The sequence below is a fragment of the Paenibacillus sp. GCM10028914 genome, from assembly GCF_042666275.1.
In the GTDB taxonomy this organism is placed as follows: domain Bacteria; phylum Bacillota; class Bacilli; order Paenibacillales; family Paenibacillaceae; genus Paenibacillus_AQ.
Window position 1 is genome coordinate 563,931 of record NZ_JBHTFO010000017.1, and the last position, 15,048, is coordinate 578,978.

Consider the following 15,048-nt stretch of genomic DNA (forward strand, 5'->3'; position numbering starts at 1 on the left):
CTCTCAGACACTTTGCTCAAATGCTAGACATTGGTTTACAATAGATCATAAGTACTACATCTGATTAGAAACTATTACGGAGGCGTAACATATGCTGTTTATTGATAACCAGGGAATACATGATCCCGCCATTAATTTAGCCATTGAAGAATACGCATTGAAGCATCTACCTATGGATGACAGCTACTTGCTTTTTTACATCAATCAACCGTCAATTATTATAGGCAAGCATCAAAATACGATCGAAGAGATCAATCAGGAATATGTTCGTGATAACAATATTCAAGTAGTGCGGCGTTTATCAGGGGGCGGTGCCGTTTATCATGATCTTGGTAATTTAAACTTCAGTTTTATTACGAAGGACGACGGACAATCCTTTCACAATTTCCTGAAATTCACACAACCAGTTATCGATTTTCTGCAAAAAATGGGTGTCCCTGCTGAGCTCAGCGGTCGAAATGATCTCCAAGTCGGAGAGAAAAAGATTTCCGGCAATGCTCAGTTCTCCACACGGGGACGTATGTTCAGTCATGGGACACTGATGTTTGACCTTAACCTGGATGATGTACAAGCTTCACTAAATGTAAACCCTGAGAAGTTTAAATCTAAGAGCACAAAATCAGTCCGCAGCCGTGTAGCCAATATTAAAGAGCTGCTTGGAACCGATATGACGATTGAACAATTCCGGGCAGAACTGCTTCGATCCATTTTTGGCATGGAACCGGATCAGGTTCCTCAGTATGTCCTGGAAGAGAAAGACTGGGAGATTATCAATCAAATTTCGAAGGAACGTTACCAGAATTGGGATTGGAACTACGGCTTATCTCCGGAGAGTAACGTTAAGCACGCCAAGAAATTCCCAGTCGGCATTATCGACATTCGTATGAACATTAAAGACGGACATATTAGCGAAATTAAGATTTATGGCGACTTCTTCGGTGTAGGCGATGTAGCCGATATTGAAAATGCACTGAGAGGAAAACGTTATGTGGAGAATGAAGTAAGAGAAGCCCTATCTTCCATTGACGTAAAACATTACTTCGGAAATTTGGAGCTTGATGACCTTATCGGTCTGATCTTTCTAGAGGAGTAAAGGCACCCGCCTTCTATCCGTTGTATGGCGCTACGAATACGAATCGTTCATTCATGACGAGTAATATAAATAGCCTCCAAGTCGGGAACTTGCTTGATCCCAGCTTGGAGGCTTTCATTATCTTTTATTTAGAAGCGATGAATACGTACCAGAGTAGAATGAGTGTAAGCACCATACACATATTTTCTACCGTTTTGCCCCATTTACTCCCCGTGCTCATCAGCTTGAATTTTATTCTGAATTTCAGAGGTGGCAGCGGTCGTATTCCCCTGTTCGTCAGCATATCAGCTGCCAAATGAAGACCGTAAGACAGTCCTCCTGCAACCCATATACTTACCCCCTCCGCGATTCCTTCGGCTCCGAAATACAGCAGAAAAGTCCAGCCAGCTACAGCGTATAGTGAATGCGTTAACCCGCGATGAGAAACGAGTGACGAGATCATCAATACAGAACCTGCGATGATATTCCATGGACTGAATGAATGACCGAACTGAAGAAGTCCCAGACCAATCATAAACATCACAATATGACGTAACGTTCGCCCTGGCAAAAAAGACACAACCGCGATCAAGCCTGCCAGTGCCAAATTCCATGGTGCATAGTCTTGACCATAGAAATAAATGAATATAGCTCCCGCAATAAGCGCCAGTTGAAGCACCCGTAACAAGCCCGTTGGAATCGCTGTCCTGACCAAAATCGAATTCGGCTCATCGATGTCTGGTAGAAGCGAGCTAACTACGGCTACCGCTGCAGCCGGGAGTGTGACAGGAATTTCGGTCAGCCCCATGACCGACAAAGTAACGCCGGTGCTAATAACCAAATGGGCTCTTCCCATCATGATCAATTACTTCCTTTCTTTCTCTTGTTGTTTTTAATATGGGAATATACGTTCGGCATTTTAGTATAGCAAAAAAACCCTCTTTTTGTCTACCCTTTCCACAAGATGTGCTTCTATTTTCCGGGTTTAATTCACCATATAGGAACAGATTAGTATTGTTACCTTGACGATAATGGGATACAATTTGGTCACTTGTGTCATTTTCCATCATTGTAAAGCTTTGAAAGGATGAACACCGTTGAAGCGCTCTCGAATCGCAGACCTCAGCCTACTTCTTGTCGCCATGATGTGGGGCTGCACCTTCCTAATTGTTCAACACGCCGTTCAGGTCCTTCCACCTATGGCTTTTAACAGTATTCGATTTATAGGTGCCGGACTATTGTTGTCAATAATAACCACCTTATTCTATCGTGATCAATGGCGGCAGATCACTCGCAAAATGTTGCTACATGCTTGCCTGCTGGGTCTTTTTTTATTTATAGGATACGCTTTTCAGACTGTAGGACTGCTATATACGACCACCTCAAATACCGGTTTTATTACAGGCTTATCTGTGGTGATCGTTCCATTCCTGTCATACTTCCTGCTTAAGCATTCCCTATCCAAATTCACTTGGTTCAGTGCACTTCTTGCAGCCGTTGGCTTGTATCTACTTACGTTTGCAGGATCAGAGATGAGCTGGAACAAGGGCGATATCCTTGTCTTTATCTGTGCGATTGGATTCGCGCTCCACATCGGGTATACAGGACTTTATGCATCACGATATCCCGCTCTACCACTCGCCACGCTCCAGATGGTGGTAATTGGAGTCCTCAGTCTGTTCGCATCACTCATAGCTGAAGACGTCGGAAGCTTATCCTATCTATCCGAACGAATACTCCAGCCCGAGGTGGTAATTGCACTTCTTGTGTCTATTGGACCAACTAGCGCGTTTGCCTTTTGGATACAGACGGTATGCCAGAAGTACACCACGCCTTCAAGGGTAGCTATTATTTATGCGACGGAGCCCGTTTTTGCGGCCTTAACCGGTATCCTGTTCGCTGGTGAAGTTCTAGGATGGATCGGCGGAATGGGTTGTCTGCTTATTTTATTAGGAATGCTCCTGGCTGAATTGAAATCCACTCCTCATCCGGTACAATAGATATATAATAAAAATAGATAGAGACCAAATAAGGAGAGAAATCCATGACCCATTACAAATTGATCGCCATCGACATTGATGACACACTTATCAATGATGATAAAGAAGTAACTCCGGGTGTCCAGAAAGCACTGGAGCAAGCTGTCGCCAAAGATGTTGTTGTGACACTAGCTACAGGCCGTGCTTATGCCTCCGCCCAAGCCATCGCTCGCCAAACCGGGCTTAACGTACCGATTATCACTTACCAGGGCGCGTTGGTTAAAAACCTGCTGGACGAAAAAGTTCTTTATGAACGCTATGTCCCTATTGATGCTGCCAAGAAACTGTTTGAGTTCTGTCTAGAACATAATTTACATCTCCAGACTTATATTGATGACAAGCTGTATGCTCGTGAAGAGAACCAGAAAATCATTGATTACACAGCACTCAACCGCACAAGTTATTATATTGAGCCTGATTTCATCAAATTGATTGAGCAGCCTACACCTAAAATGCTGATCATCGATGATCCTGCTTATCTTGATGAACTCATTCCTGTATTCCAAGAAATGCTTGGCGACCAAATGCATATCACAAAATCCAAACCACAATTTTTGGAGTTCATGCATAAGGAAGGAACAAAAGGTCATGCTTTGACTTTCCTAGCGAATCATTTCGGCTGTGCACTGGAACAAACCATTGCGATCGGCGACTCTTGGAACGATCATGAAATGCTCGAATGCGCTGGCCTTGGTGTTGCCATGGGTAACGCTATCGAACCACTCAAGGAAATCGCAGATTATGTAACACTTAGCAACAATGAAGATGGTGTGAAACATGTCATCGAGAAATTTGTACTGAACGTGGAATAGACACGTATTATAGTACAAAAAAAGGCCCGTTCACAGGATTGCATACCTGAAACGGGCCTTTGTTCTATTCAATTACTCGCTTTCAGCTTCACATTCATCCCAGCAGTGGCTAATACGGTTTCCGAAGGAAGCACCAATTCCCGTCTGATATCCACATCATGTGACATATGAGTATATATCGTCCGCTTTGGTTTAATCTCCGCTAATAGCTCGGCTGCTTCTCTCATATCGTATACGGAACGAGTTGAAAACTCCGCCGTCTCATGAACAAAACTTGTGCCAAGCACGAGCAGATCAAGCCCGTAGAGCGGCTTCTTCTCTTCTTCGTTAAGCTGAATGGAGTCCGAATTATACACCCATACATAATCGTTCTTCTCAAAACGATAAGCATAAGAAAAACCATTCTTACCGTGATTTACTTTCCAGGCGGTTATTTCCCATCCGCAAAGCGTAAAGCCATCATCAATTGCTGTCATCTTCATATGGTTCGATAACCAGGGATACTGCCGCTGGATTTGATCCAGTACTTCTTGAGGCGCATACATATTCCCCTTGCTTCCAAGCCACCGACAGGCATCTGCCCATTCGGGCAGTCCACCAATATGATCGAAATGAGCGTGGGTGATAAGCAGATGTTTCACTTGCCGAATGCCTCTTGTCTCCATCATTTTGCGCCAATCCGGTCCGCAATCGATCATAAACATATCCTGCTCATTCTCCACCATGACCGAAGAACGCAGACGACGGTTGTGCCCCGTTTGACGCGCCTCCGTGCATACATCACAATCGCAATATACACGCGGAACTCCCATAGCATCTCCAGTACCTAAAAAAGTCAAAGTATCCATCATGACGTCCCTCATACTCCTCATTCAATAAAAGCCGTTCGGCAACCTGCCGAACGGCCTATCTCTAATCTATAATGACGCCGAAATGCTCGGCTCCTTATGACGAATTATGCAAATGATGGTTTCTTATCGTCAACCACACCGCTTATAATCTTCACATACTTCTTATCTGTACCTTCCACAGATGGCCCGATATAAATGCTTGGCTTCGTCTGTCTCTTCACGGAACGCTCTCGCGGCTTCAAAGATCCCGACATTGGGATACTTCCGCGAACCACCCAATGACCACTCTGGGATCCAAGGCTTCCGATATTCTTCCTCTTCTCATTACCGCTCATATGGAATCCCCTCCTACTAAATGTCTGATGGTTCGAAGCAGTTCACGATTATGCTCGACAACTTCTCCAAGCTCTTCTTCGGATAGCGTTTGATGTCCTGTAAAATGAACTGATAAAACATGGTTTATACCTAAAGGATAGCAGAACACATACACCTGCGCAACTTCCTCTTCGTGATAAAATGCCCATTTACCGCTATTATAGACGTCTATAACATAAATAGATTGCTGCGTTCCTCCACTGCTTCCGTTACCATGAAAAGGGAAAAATCGTCCTCTTCCTACATTACCCCCAATTTGCGCCATTCCATCATTTCCGGATTTCGCCCAAAATGCAGCTCCGGTCACCCGGAAGTCTCCATTCACAGGCGGAAGCAGAGAATTTCGTACCGCTTCACTAAGCGCATGATATTTCTCTGACTGATCCGTCACGTGTATATTACGATTATATTCCCAGAAAAAATGAAGAACACTCTGTTTTCGTTTTAATTCCGCATCTTTTTGTTCGATGACTTCAGCAGGATTATCAAAAAATGACTCCGCTTCAATCGCGGTTATAATATGTCCGCAGGCAACATCCACCGCTGATTTATAATCCCGATCACTGCGCAGCTCATACTCCAGTAAAGTAAGACCCTGCAGGTCGGACAGCAGATGATAATCCTTGATCGTGACATCCTGAATTTGCTCGTCGTCAGGTTCAACATAATCGGGAACGATACAGAACACTCGGCGTCTTCCCAACTTTCCCCAGAACAACCCCATTTCAAATAGCGTATTGTCTCTCGTTACAAAAACATGCTTCCCACGAATGAGTGCAATATCATCGGGAGAAAAGACGAACACACCGAAATCCGTTTGCTCCAGCTGTCGCTCGAGCGCTTCCATCGTGTAGCTGTTCGCCCCGAATGTTCCACCATACCACGGTGTTACCTGAGCTGTTCTCTTGATCTGTTCATGAATGGCACGGGCATACTTGATGGCTTCTCTGGAAGAACCAATGAATAAATTCGGCTTCGGATTGGACATAGGCACATCATTTACTCCCCTTGTTGATCAATTTATTAGAGGTTATTCAAAAGCCGAGCTTAGAACTCGCACTATTATTCGATCATTATAACAAATTTACCTATTTTATGGGAATATATGATTATCTATTATATGCTATGGATTCGTGATGGAACCCATAAACAACCATGCTCCCGTATCCCGGTCTTCAATCGCGAAGAAAAATGGACGATCTACAATCATCTCTACTGGCTCTGTTGGCTCAGGCGCACCAGATGTCATCGCAATCGCTGTGACCGCAGCAGCTTCTGTCCCCTTTTCGTTCACATCTACTACTACTTTATGCCCTATCCTTTCGATATATAAGGGATCTTCAGCCATATCGCTAAAATCAGCTTTCATATCATCAAAAGCATCTGTCATCCCGGCTTTCTTAAGCACACCCACGAGCTGTTCCGACAGTTCCGATGATAACTCCGCCTTAAACTTAGGCAGTTCCAGCTTAACCATATTAGGCTCATATCCGTCTTGCCAAAGCTCTGAGTTCTTCCACAGCTCCTTCTGTAATTCATCAAGCGATGACTCTTTACTCGGCACAATAACAAGCATATGCATGCGGCCATCCCCATATGGAAGACGCACCGCTTGCCATTTATCACTTTCCTTATAGGCGAATCTATTTTCCTGGTTCATCATCGGGAGCTTCTTCACACTGCCATCCGCTAAGCTAAAACTCTTCTCTTCCGTCAGCTCCGGATCAAATTCATCCTTCCACCCGCCATTAAAATAAATCGCATTTATCAACACGGCTTTGCCTCCGGGCGGCTCACTGTAAATACTGTTAATCATTCCATTCGTATTCTGATCAACCCATCCATTAATCTCCTTAAGGGAATCCTCATGACTTAGATCAGCCATTTTAATTTCTGCACCATAAGCATCTTCAACTTGATTTAAGTAAGGCTCTTTCATCTTGAATCCATTCTGAATCCATATAGAATTTGCAATACTTAGCGTCACTCCACCCCCTTGCTCTAAAAGCATTCTCAGCCCCTTGTTAGCTTCATTCACCTTAGAACGCTCCATACCTGTCCATCCAAGCACCGACTCCATTTGTTTAGCAGTTTCACCCGCACTTCCGTTATAAGCCAAAGCGAGACCCGAAGATAAGCTGTATGGTGAAATAAGGACATTCTCTCCGGTTCCCAGCTTGGATAATCCCTGATGAATGCGCAGACCAAATGCATTTTCCGCCTTCACGATTTTTGGGTCCATCTTGCCTAGAATTTCGGATCTCTCCTTCGCTGCCAGAGTTTGTGCGTTCTCCAATTGCTGGGTTTGTTGTTTATCTATTAATTCATCTTTTCCACAGGCTGTCATCATGAGTACCAAGCATAAGCTGGAGATAATCCATTTCTTATTCATGAGCTATATCCATCCCTTCACCGTTAAAAGGCTATAATTTTCCATATTACTCAGACGTTAGGTGTTTCTTGGAAGTTGCTGCTAGACCCAAAATATTACTTGCACATCGAATAGAGGAAGATCCTTGATCTTTAGAGAAGATGATAACAAGAAGCAAAGATCAACAGACAATGTGGAGGTTTATCATTTATGAAACAAGTTTTAATATCTGGAAAAAAGGTAACCCTGCGGACACGAACCATGGAGGATATGCCGCTACTCTACAATCTGATTTACGGAATGGAGCATCCGGAATGGAAACAATATGATGCTCCTTACTTTCCGCATGAGCATAGAACATATGAACAATTTTTAGAAAGATGGGGAACTGATTTCAGCTCTAATGAACTTCCCGATGATCTGCTCATTGAGGTGAATGGTAACATAGTCGGCATAGTCACTTACTACTGGGAGAGTCAAGCTACTCGCTGGCTGGAGGGGGGAATTGTCATTTACTCTCCAGATCATTGGAGCGGAGGTTATGGTGCCGAGGCCCTTTCTCTATGGGTAGGTTTTCTGTTTGAGAACCTGGATATCGGCAGAGTCGGAATCACCACCTGGTCAGGAAATCCGAGAATGATGCGCTGTGCGGAGAAGGTCGGAATGCAATTGGAAGGACGCATGCGGAAATGTCGTTATTATGAAGGCGTATATTATGACTCGATCCGAATGGGAATCACGCGGGAAGAATGGGACGCATTACATACGATTTAGATAACAGCAGTCGGTGAGAATTCTATACAACCGACAGTCTTGGTAGCCTTATTTCAGTGTTCTGGAATAAGGCTTTTTGTGTATCCCTCTCTTGCAACATCAGCCTATTTTTAACAAAAGATATTGACAATATTTTCTTGTGGTTGTATGGTTAGTTACATAAGTAGTTAACCAGTTTGGTGGTGATGAAGAAATGGCGTTTCTGATGGACGACAGCCGGCCCATATTTATTCAAATTGCAGAACGAATCGAAGATGACATCATAGAAGGCATACTGGCTGAGGAGTCCCAAGTTCTTTCGACGAACCAATTCGCGGCCTTTTACAAGATCAATCCGGCAACTGCGGCGAAAGGCGTCAATATGCTTGTCGATGAAGGAATCTTGTACAAGAAACGAGGGATTGGCATGTTTGTGGCAGAGGGGGCCCGAATGAAAGTCATGGAAAAGCGCAAAGAACGATTTTTCGAAGAATATGTTGTAACGATGATTCGTGAAGCGAAGAAGCTTGGAATTACGCTTGAGCAATTAACGGAAATGATCCGAAAGAGGGGGTAATGTGAGATGGGGACAGTCATAGAATTGGATCAACTAATGAAATCCTACGGAGATGTAAAGGCCGTCAATAACGTTAGTTTTTCTATGGAGAGCAACAAAATTTATGGATTACTCGGCCGGAACGGGGCAGGAAAGACAACGATCATGCATATGATCACCGCCCAGATCTTCGCTACAAGCGGCAGACTGAAAGTGTTTGGAGAAGATCCTTATGAGAACAACCGCATACTCAGTCAGATCTGTTTCGTCAAGGAGAGTCAGAAATACCCCGATATATATCGTGTAAACGATGTGCTCCTAACCTCTGCTACTCTCTTCCCGAACTGGGATCATGATTACGCTCTCTCGCTCGCAGAGGAATTTCGGATTCCTCTCAAACGAAGAATGAAGAAGCTATCCAGAGGCATGCTCTCCTCTGTCGGTATTATTGTAGGTCTTGCCAGCCGTGCTCCGCTGACGATATTCGATGAGCCTTATCTGGGACTTGATGCGGTCTCACGTAGCTTGTTCTATGATCGCTTGATTGAGGATTATTCACTGCACCCACGGACGGTCATTCTGTCAACGCATCTGATTGATGAAGTTAGCCATCTTCTGGAACATGTGATGGTCATTGATAATGGTTCCTTAATCATTAACGAAGATGCCGAAATGCTTCGCGGGCGGGCATTTAACTTGGCGGGTCACAAGGACACGGTTGAAGCCTTCATAACAGGCAAAGAGGTCATTCATCGTGAATCCTTTGGCAATCTTTTATCCGCCACCATCATTGGTCACTTGGATGCCTCAGAACGTAAAGAAGCAGAAGCATCAGGCCTTGAGCTCACCCCAGTATCTCTTCAACAGCTCATTATTTATCTGACCAATGGAAAAAACCAAAGAGTGGAGGCTAGAGTCTAATGAACCGAATACCAAGTGTATTAAAAATGCACATCAGAGATAAATGGTCCTGGTTTATCATCCCTTGGCTTGTCGTTCTCCCAAGCTTTTTCATTAACCTCCTCATCAGTTTTTTTCTAAATGAACCGCTTGTCACTGGTGGCCTCGCCTCCATCTATATCTACATGTTTGTAGCCGGAATCGTTATACTAGCCCAGACTTTTCCGTTTGCGCTCAGTATGAGTGTGAGCAGAAAAGATTATTTCGTGGGAACCTCTGTCATGATCATTTTGACAAACATCGGATTTGCCTGCCTCCTCTTCCTATTCGGTCTCATAGAAGGCTGGACGAATGCTTGGGGTAGTGATCTTCATTTCTTTCATCTGCCATACCTTAGCGATGGCCCTCTCATCAATCAATTCTGGATTCCTCTCATCATCTTGTTGTTCTTTCATTATCTAGGATTAATGATAGCAGCTACTCACAAGCGTACCGGTCGTAATGGCTTGTTTATGATCTATGGCATACTCCTTGTTGTATTTACCATCATCGGTTTTCTTGCCACGTATTTTAACTGGTATCCTAGTATCTTTGAATGGATAATACAGCAGTCTGCTGCAGACTACGCTCTCTGGATGCTTCCGTTCATTATTGTTTTCGCAGGGGTGACATATCTACTGCTGCGGAGAGCAACGATCTAAAAGGACTTGGGTGCAGCGTTGTAATTACCACCAACTTAACTTGTATCTAAATAACGTCGAGCCTTTTTCAATAAAGAAGAGGAGCCGTCTCCAGCTCCTCTTCTTACAATTCTATCTTATCTTACAGCTTCTTCAGTTGAATCATTTGCTTTAGAAGCTCCTCCACATCTTTTTCTGGAAAAGATTTTATCAAAGTATCTTTAAAGGTTTCTTGTGCACGGATGAGCTTGTCTTCGCCAATCGAAGTCAGAGCCGTATAAATGCTTCTACGATCATCATCACACGCTTTTCTTTCTAAAGCTCCGCAGCCTTTAGCCTCAAATCGACTAACCAGCCTGGAGATCGCACTCTGGCTTAATCCAACCATGGATTCGAGTTTTTGCAACTTCAGCTTTTTCTCGGGTGCTTCCGACAAGAATAGCAGCAAATAGAATTCGTTTATAGATAAGCCATGCTTTGCTTGTAAGTTAGCTTCCAATTCATTTGTCACATTCATTTGTATATGTGTTAACGTCAACCAATTCGCAATAAGGTCATTATTAAGAATATTGTCCATCTTACTATTCATCTCCCGAGCGTATGGCAATAATTTATACTTTCTTTTCTTTTATAGTACTACACAATATACCCATTTGCGAAAAAAAGAGACCGCTTCTAAGGAAATCGGCCTCTTTATATATAATAAATTATTCCATATTCGTCTTTATCTTTTCACTCTAGGAAATCCCATAGCATACTGTTTAGGAATACCAGCTTCTTTCTGAAGCTGAACCCCTGCCTCGAGCGTCCAGTATGGGTTTCTGAGCATTCCCCGACCTACTGCAACAAGATCAGCTTCCTCATTACCAATAACCGCATTCGCAAGTACTGGTTCATCCAATCTACCCACCGCAATAACCGGAACATTCAAGCTGTGTTTGATTTCTCTAGCTAAAGGAACTTGATACGCTGCATGCGTTCCCGGTTTTCCAGCAGCTGCAATAGGACCTTCACCCCCAGCACTGATATGAAAAATATCAGCTCCCGCTTCTTTATATGCTTTGCTAAATTCCAAGCTTTCTTTAAGGCCGTAACCACCTTCAACATATTCCTTAGCCGAAATACGCATGATTAAAGGCATCCCCTCAGGCATTTCACTTTTGGCTGCACGAATAATTTCTGACCCGAACAAAGTTAAGTCCTTACCATATTCATCCGTTCTATGATTTGTTAGTGGTGAATGAAACTGATGAATGAGGTAACCGTGCGCCCCATGAAGCTCAATGACATCAAATCCCGCTTGTACAGCACGCTTTACGCCCATCCGGAATTTCTCCACCATCGCCTTCACTTCTTCTGTCGTTAGTGCATGTGGGGTTTTGGAGTTTTCATCAAAAGGAATGGCAGATGATGATACTGGAACTGCTGCATCTTCCGCTTTACGTCCAGCATGGGCAATCTGAATCCCCACTTTGGCACCATAAGCATGACATGCCTCAACAATTCTAGCCAATGCAAGAATTTGTTCATCCGACCAGACCCCAAGATCAAAATCAGTAATTCGACCATCCGGTTCCACATCCGCCATTTCAACAATGATCAGTCCTGCTCCACCAATAGCACGACTTACGTAATGATTATAATGCCAATCCGTTGCAATCCCGTCTTTGTTCGTTACCGAATATTGACACATTGGAGGCATAACTACACGATTCTTCAATTTCAAATCCATTATTTCATAGGGGGTAAATAAATCCTTCATCGTATCTCTCCTCTTTATAAAAGCTAATATTTCTGTTCATGTATACAAAATGATTCAGCATCAATAAATTAAATGTATGCTCATGCATGTAATTTTATAATAGATAATTGGCACTGTCAATCATGACACCTGCCTTATGAAACCGACGAAGCCTACCGGGCAAATAGTTCACTTCACAAATTTCCAATTCCTGCAACATTCTCCTTCCCTTGTACGTTCTAAGGTTAACTATGCAATGGAGGGATATTTATGCGAGTTCTTACCCTAGTCATTTTTCTAGTGACCCTTACGATGTCCAGTCCCCTGCCTCAAACGGGCTTTTCCGTAAATGATCCTAATTCTATCGATAAACTGATTGTTGAACAACGTCTCGGTAAAGATAACCGTTATGAACTGCTTCAGGAAATTAACGATACTATAGTTGTAAACGAGGCAAAACTCAAATTAAATGATGGAGAATGGAGCAGGGTCAAGTTTCAATGGCAAACACTACCTGCGTTTAAACTGCATCTCCAAACAACAGATGATAGCCGGCAAGCCGCAGCTGTAAATTACGATGTATGGTTTACAAACGGCTATGCAGAATTATATATTTCCGAATCGCATTTATACAAAAAGTTGAGTTTGAAAGATTCCGAAACGCTAAAAAACATCATTCAATAGATATTTATAAGCTAAAGATGCCCCCAGCATATATTTGCTGGGGGCATTACTCATCTATCTAGATTCCTGCCAGCACCTGATACCAAATTCCCCGCTTAGAATACAGGGTTTCACGAACATGGTCCCAGCCGCCGAGATATTCAATATCAAACAGCCCCGCAGGCTGTGGAAACCGCTCTTCATTCTGTGCATATACCGATTCTTCTACCGGACGAAAACCATGCTTTGTGAAGATTTGCTGCGCCTCCGTTGTCTGTAAATACTTCACAAAAGCTTCCGCAACATCAAGCGTACCATGCTGTTCCGCATATTGATGAACAACTGCTGCAGGGTTCTCGATCAGCATCGTATTTTCTGGAATGACGATATCATATTTCACGCCCTTGGCAATCCGGGCAAGCAATTCATTTTCATAAGTCACGATCACATCGCCAACGCCGTATTCAAACGCCGCCATGGAAGCTCGGCCGCTTTTATCAAGTGACTCCACGTTGCGGTGTATTTGTTCCAGAAAAGCTTTCGCTGCTGCAGGGTCTTTACTCCCCTGCTCCTCAGACTTCTTAAGTCCTGCACCGTACATCGCATTGATGTCCCACTGCGCTCCGCCTGATGTCTTTGGATTCGGATATAACACTTTCACACCTGGCTTTGTGAGGTCCTCAAAATCCTGTATCCCTTTCGGGTTTCCCTCCCTTGTGCCAAGGACAACAATCGAGTGCGTGACCATTCCTCCATAAGGCTGCTGGTTCCAGTCCTTCTTCACAAGACCAGCTTTCACCAGCTTATCAACATCTCCTTCGAGTGCGAGCAGGGTAACATCCGCTTCAAATCCACCTGTAATCGAGCGAGCCTGCGTACCGGAAGCCTCATATGATTCCTGAAATAAAATTTTCTCCCCTGTCTTCTGGAACCAATCCTCCCGGAAGGCAGGAATAATTTCAGCCATGGCATCCCTAGCAACACTATATGCTCCAATGACCAGAGTCCGTTCACCGGAATGTGAAGACACCGCCTTTACTTCGTCTGTTCTGTTGACGCAGCCTCCAAGCACGGGGAGAAACAGGATCAGCATCATGAAGATAACAACACTGTGGAAACTTGCCCCCGTCTTTTTTCGTTTCCTCATCTTCTCCCTCTTTTCTGCACCCATCAGATCATGATCGGCATCGGATCGACTTTCAGCTGGTTTTCCTCAATCCAACTGTCCGTGTCATTAAACAAATATGCACGATGCACAAGCACGCGAATCTCTTGACCCAGCTGTAGCGTTTCCTTCTCTAATGAACGGTAAGTCATAAGCTTATGGCCGCCCACCTCTACTTCGATAAGCCATTCACTACCTCTAAAATGCAAATGTCTTACAATACCCTTTTCTGTTGCTGATAAGATCGGAAAATCATGCTCTCCGCCAATTTCAATATACTCTGGACGTATTAACGCACGGGTCGCGAGTCCACTCCCGTTCGTATTAAACCCTTTCAAATCTGAAGCTTTCTCTACAACGGTCGATTCCCCGATAAAAGATGCTACAAACGGTGTTGCTGGCTCTTTGTAAATATCCCATGGCGTTCCCTTTTGCTCCACGCGTCCTTGATTAATAATCATGATTTCATCGGCTACTTCTATTGCTTCATCCTGATCATGTGTCACAAAAATAGATGTAATGCCCACCCGCTCAATTAATTCCCGCAACCATGTGCGGAGTTCTTGGCGGATTTTTGCGTCAATAGCTGCAAACGGCTCATCAAGGAGCAGCAGTTGCGGTTCTGGTGCTAATGCACGGGCAAAGGCTACACGCTGGCGCTGTCCGCCTGATAGCTGATGAGGATAACGCCGTTCGAAACCGCTTAGTCCCGTGAGCTCCACCAACTCCATTACCCTGTCTTTAATCTTGGTCTTGGGAGCTTTCTTCACCTTCAAACCGAATGCAATATTATCGAACACAGTCATATGTTTGAATAGGGCATAGTTTTGAAATACAAACCCGATGCCGCGCTCCTGAGGTGGAATGTCGTTTACGACCTGTCCATGAAAAGATATTTGACCCGCATCTGGCGTTTCAAGCCCTGCCAGCATTCGGAGAATTGATGTTTTTCCGCCGCCACTTGGCCCGAGAAGTCCGATTAAGTGACCTTTTTCAATATCAAAGTTAACATCCTTTACAGCATGAAAGGTGCCGAAATGTTTATTCAGATCACGAACTTGTACATGCAT

The 15,048-nt window shown here is 44.0% G+C and carries 17 protein-coding genes; 8 read left to right on the forward strand and 9 right to left on the reverse strand.

Annotated features, from left to right (window positions below; translation table 11 throughout):
• The first annotated feature begins 91 nt into the window (after positions 1 to 91).
• Entirely contained in the window at positions 92 to 1,093 is a 1,002-nt protein-coding gene (gene lplA / locus ACFQV5_RS20065) for a lipoate--protein ligase (RefSeq protein WP_379249273.1), read from the forward strand.
• A 124-nt stretch (positions 1,094 to 1,217) separates the two neighbouring features.
• Here the strand turns inward: lplA and ACFQV5_RS20070 are convergent, their stop codons facing one another.
• On the reverse strand, positions 1,218 to 1,931 hold the full coding sequence (locus ACFQV5_RS20070; RefSeq protein ID WP_379249275.1) for a metal-dependent hydrolase: 714 nt from the start codon (positions 1,929 to 1,931) through the stop codon (positions 1,218 to 1,220).
• A gap of 238 nt (positions 1,932 to 2,169) precedes the next feature.
• Between ACFQV5_RS20070 and ACFQV5_RS20075 the strand changes: the two genes are divergently transcribed.
• A complete protein-coding gene (locus ACFQV5_RS20075) occupies positions 2,170 to 3,072 on the forward strand; it encodes a DMT family transporter (protein ID WP_379249277.1) in 903 nt (300 codons plus the stop codon).
• Positions 3,073 to 3,116: 44 nt separating this feature from the next.
• The gene (locus ACFQV5_RS20080) at positions 3,117 to 3,923 is read left to right on the forward strand and encodes a Cof-type HAD-IIB family hydrolase (RefSeq protein WP_379249279.1); all 807 of its coding nucleotides are present in this window, start codon (positions 3,117 to 3,119) and stop codon (positions 3,921 to 3,923) included.
• Between the two features lie 68 nt (positions 3,924 to 3,991).
• On the opposite strand, the gene ACFQV5_RS20085 is transcribed toward ACFQV5_RS20080, so the two are convergent.
• The 4 genes from ACFQV5_RS20085 to ACFQV5_RS20100 form a co-directional block, all read right to left on the reverse strand.
• Positions 3,992 to 4,771 (reverse strand): MBL fold metallo-hydrolase, encoded by a 780-nt coding sequence (locus ACFQV5_RS20085; protein ID WP_379249469.1) that lies wholly within the window; start codon positions 4,769 to 4,771, stop codon positions 3,992 to 3,994.
• Positions 4,772 to 4,878: 107 nt separating this feature from the next.
• The gene (locus tag ACFQV5_RS20090) at positions 4,879 to 5,109 is read right to left on the reverse strand and encodes a hypothetical protein (protein ID WP_379249281.1); all 231 of its coding nucleotides are present in this window, start codon (positions 5,107 to 5,109) and stop codon (positions 4,879 to 4,881) included.
• A complete protein-coding gene (locus ACFQV5_RS20095) occupies positions 5,106 to 6,137 on the reverse strand; it encodes a TIR domain-containing protein (RefSeq protein ID WP_379249471.1) in 1,032 nt (343 codons plus the stop codon). Before ACFQV5_RS20095 ends, ACFQV5_RS20090 begins: the two co-directional genes overlap by 4 nt.
• Before the next feature lie 135 nt (positions 6,138 to 6,272).
• Complete coding sequence (locus tag ACFQV5_RS20100) at positions 6,273 to 7,541, reverse strand: serpin family protein (RefSeq protein ID WP_379249283.1); 1,269 nt, start codon at positions 7,539 to 7,541, stop codon at positions 6,273 to 6,275.
• A 189-nt stretch (positions 7,542 to 7,730) separates the two neighbouring features.
• On the opposite strand from ACFQV5_RS20100, the gene ACFQV5_RS20105 reads away from it, so the two are divergent.
• The 4 genes from ACFQV5_RS20105 to ACFQV5_RS20120 all read left to right on the forward strand — a co-directional run bounded on the left by ACFQV5_RS20105 (position 7,731) and on the right by ACFQV5_RS20120 (position 10,430).
• A complete protein-coding gene (locus tag ACFQV5_RS20105) occupies positions 7,731 to 8,294 on the forward strand; it encodes a GNAT family N-acetyltransferase (protein WP_379249285.1) in 564 nt (187 codons plus the stop codon).
• 193 nt (positions 8,295 to 8,487) lie between these two features.
• Positions 8,488 to 8,850 carry a GntR family transcriptional regulator gene (locus ACFQV5_RS20110; protein WP_379249287.1) on the forward strand — a complete coding sequence of 121 codons (363 nt, stop codon included), beginning with the start codon at positions 8,488 to 8,490 and terminating at the stop codon, positions 8,848 to 8,850.
• Between the two features lie 6 nt (positions 8,851 to 8,856).
• Positions 8,857 to 9,750, forward strand: coding sequence for an ABC transporter ATP-binding protein (locus tag ACFQV5_RS20115; protein WP_379249289.1), 894 nt, complete (start codon positions 8,857 to 8,859; stop codon positions 9,748 to 9,750).
• Positions 9,750 to 10,430, forward strand: coding sequence for a hypothetical protein (locus tag ACFQV5_RS20120; RefSeq protein WP_379249291.1), 681 nt, complete (start codon positions 9,750 to 9,752; stop codon positions 10,428 to 10,430). Before ACFQV5_RS20115 ends, ACFQV5_RS20120 begins: the two co-directional genes overlap by 1 nt.
• A gap of 121 nt (positions 10,431 to 10,551) precedes the next feature.
• Here ACFQV5_RS20120 and ACFQV5_RS20125 read toward each other — a convergent pair whose 3' ends face one another.
• Together ACFQV5_RS20125 and ACFQV5_RS20130 are read right to left on the reverse strand one after the other, a co-directional pair.
• Complete coding sequence (locus ACFQV5_RS20125; RefSeq protein ID WP_379249293.1) at positions 10,552 to 10,986, reverse strand: MarR family winged helix-turn-helix transcriptional regulator; 435 nt, start codon at positions 10,984 to 10,986, stop codon at positions 10,552 to 10,554.
• Between the two features lie 147 nt (positions 10,987 to 11,133).
• Entirely contained in the window at positions 11,134 to 12,171 is a 1,038-nt protein-coding gene (locus ACFQV5_RS20130; RefSeq protein WP_379249294.1) for an NADH:flavin oxidoreductase/NADH oxidase, read from the reverse strand.
• Positions 12,172 to 12,420: 249 nt separating this feature from the next.
• Between ACFQV5_RS20130 and ACFQV5_RS20135 the strand changes: the two genes are divergently transcribed.
• Complete coding sequence (locus ACFQV5_RS20135) at positions 12,421 to 12,834, forward strand: hypothetical protein (RefSeq protein ID WP_379249296.1); 414 nt, start codon at positions 12,421 to 12,423, stop codon at positions 12,832 to 12,834.
• A 58-nt stretch (positions 12,835 to 12,892) separates the two neighbouring features.
• Here the strand turns inward: ACFQV5_RS20135 and ACFQV5_RS20140 are convergent, their stop codons facing one another.
• The gene (locus tag ACFQV5_RS20140; RefSeq protein WP_379249298.1) at positions 12,893 to 13,960 is read right to left on the reverse strand and encodes a sulfate ABC transporter substrate-binding protein; all 1,068 of its coding nucleotides are present in this window, start codon (positions 13,958 to 13,960) and stop codon (positions 12,893 to 12,895) included.
• 23 nt (positions 13,961 to 13,983) lie between these two features.
• Positions 13,984 to 15,048 (reverse strand): sulfate/molybdate ABC transporter ATP-binding protein, encoded by a 1,065-nt coding sequence (locus tag ACFQV5_RS20145; protein ID WP_379249300.1) that lies wholly within the window; start codon positions 15,046 to 15,048, stop codon positions 13,984 to 13,986.

Coding starts and splice junctions, on each gene's coding strand:
- ACFQV5_RS20135 (WP_379249296.1), top strand. CDS start 12,421: ATGCGAGTTCTTACCCTAGTCATTTTTCTAGTGACCCTTACGATGTCC.
- ACFQV5_RS20115 (WP_379249289.1), top strand. CDS start 8,857: ATGGGGACAGTCATAGAATTGGATCAACTAATGAAATCCTACGGAGAT.
- ACFQV5_RS20110 (WP_379249287.1), top strand. CDS start 8,488: ATGGCGTTTCTGATGGACGACAGCCGGCCCATATTTATTCAAATTGCA.
- ACFQV5_RS20080 (WP_379249279.1), top strand. CDS start 3,117: ATGACCCATTACAAATTGATCGCCATCGACATTGATGACACACTTATC.
- ACFQV5_RS20090 (WP_379249281.1), bottom strand. CDS start 5,109: ATGAGCGGTAATGAGAAGAGGAAGAATATCGGAAGCCTTGGATCCCAG.
- ACFQV5_RS20070 (WP_379249275.1), bottom strand. CDS start 1,931: ATGATGGGAAGAGCCCATTTGGTTATTAGCACCGGCGTTACTTTGTCG.
- ACFQV5_RS20095 (WP_379249471.1), bottom strand. CDS start 6,137: ATGTCCAATCCGAAGCCGAATTTATTCATTGGTTCTTCCAGAGAAGCC.
- ACFQV5_RS20100 (WP_379249283.1), bottom strand. CDS start 7,541: ATGAATAAGAAATGGATTATCTCCAGCTTATGCTTGGTACTCATGATG.
- ACFQV5_RS20130 (WP_379249294.1), bottom strand. CDS start 12,171: ATGAAGGATTTATTTACCCCCTATGAAATAATGGATTTGAAATTGAAG.
- ACFQV5_RS20085 (WP_379249469.1), bottom strand. CDS start 4,771: ATGGATACTTTGACTTTTTTAGGTACTGGAGATGCTATGGGAGTTCCG.
- ACFQV5_RS20105 (WP_379249285.1), top strand. CDS start 7,731: ATGAAACAAGTTTTAATATCTGGAAAAAAGGTAACCCTGCGGACACGA.
- ACFQV5_RS20120 (WP_379249291.1), top strand. CDS start 9,750: ATGAACCGAATACCAAGTGTATTAAAAATGCACATCAGAGATAAATGG.
- ACFQV5_RS20145 (WP_379249300.1), bottom strand. CDS start 15,048: ATGCATGTACAAGTTCGTGATCTGAATAAACATTTCGGCACCTTTCAT.
- ACFQV5_RS20140 (WP_379249298.1), bottom strand. CDS start 13,960: ATGAGGAAACGAAAAAAGACGGGGGCAAGTTTCCACAGTGTTGTTATC.
- lplA (WP_379249273.1), top strand. CDS start 92: ATGCTGTTTATTGATAACCAGGGAATACATGATCCCGCCATTAATTTA.
- ACFQV5_RS20125 (WP_379249293.1), bottom strand. CDS start 10,986: ATGGACAATATTCTTAATAATGACCTTATTGCGAATTGGTTGACGTTA.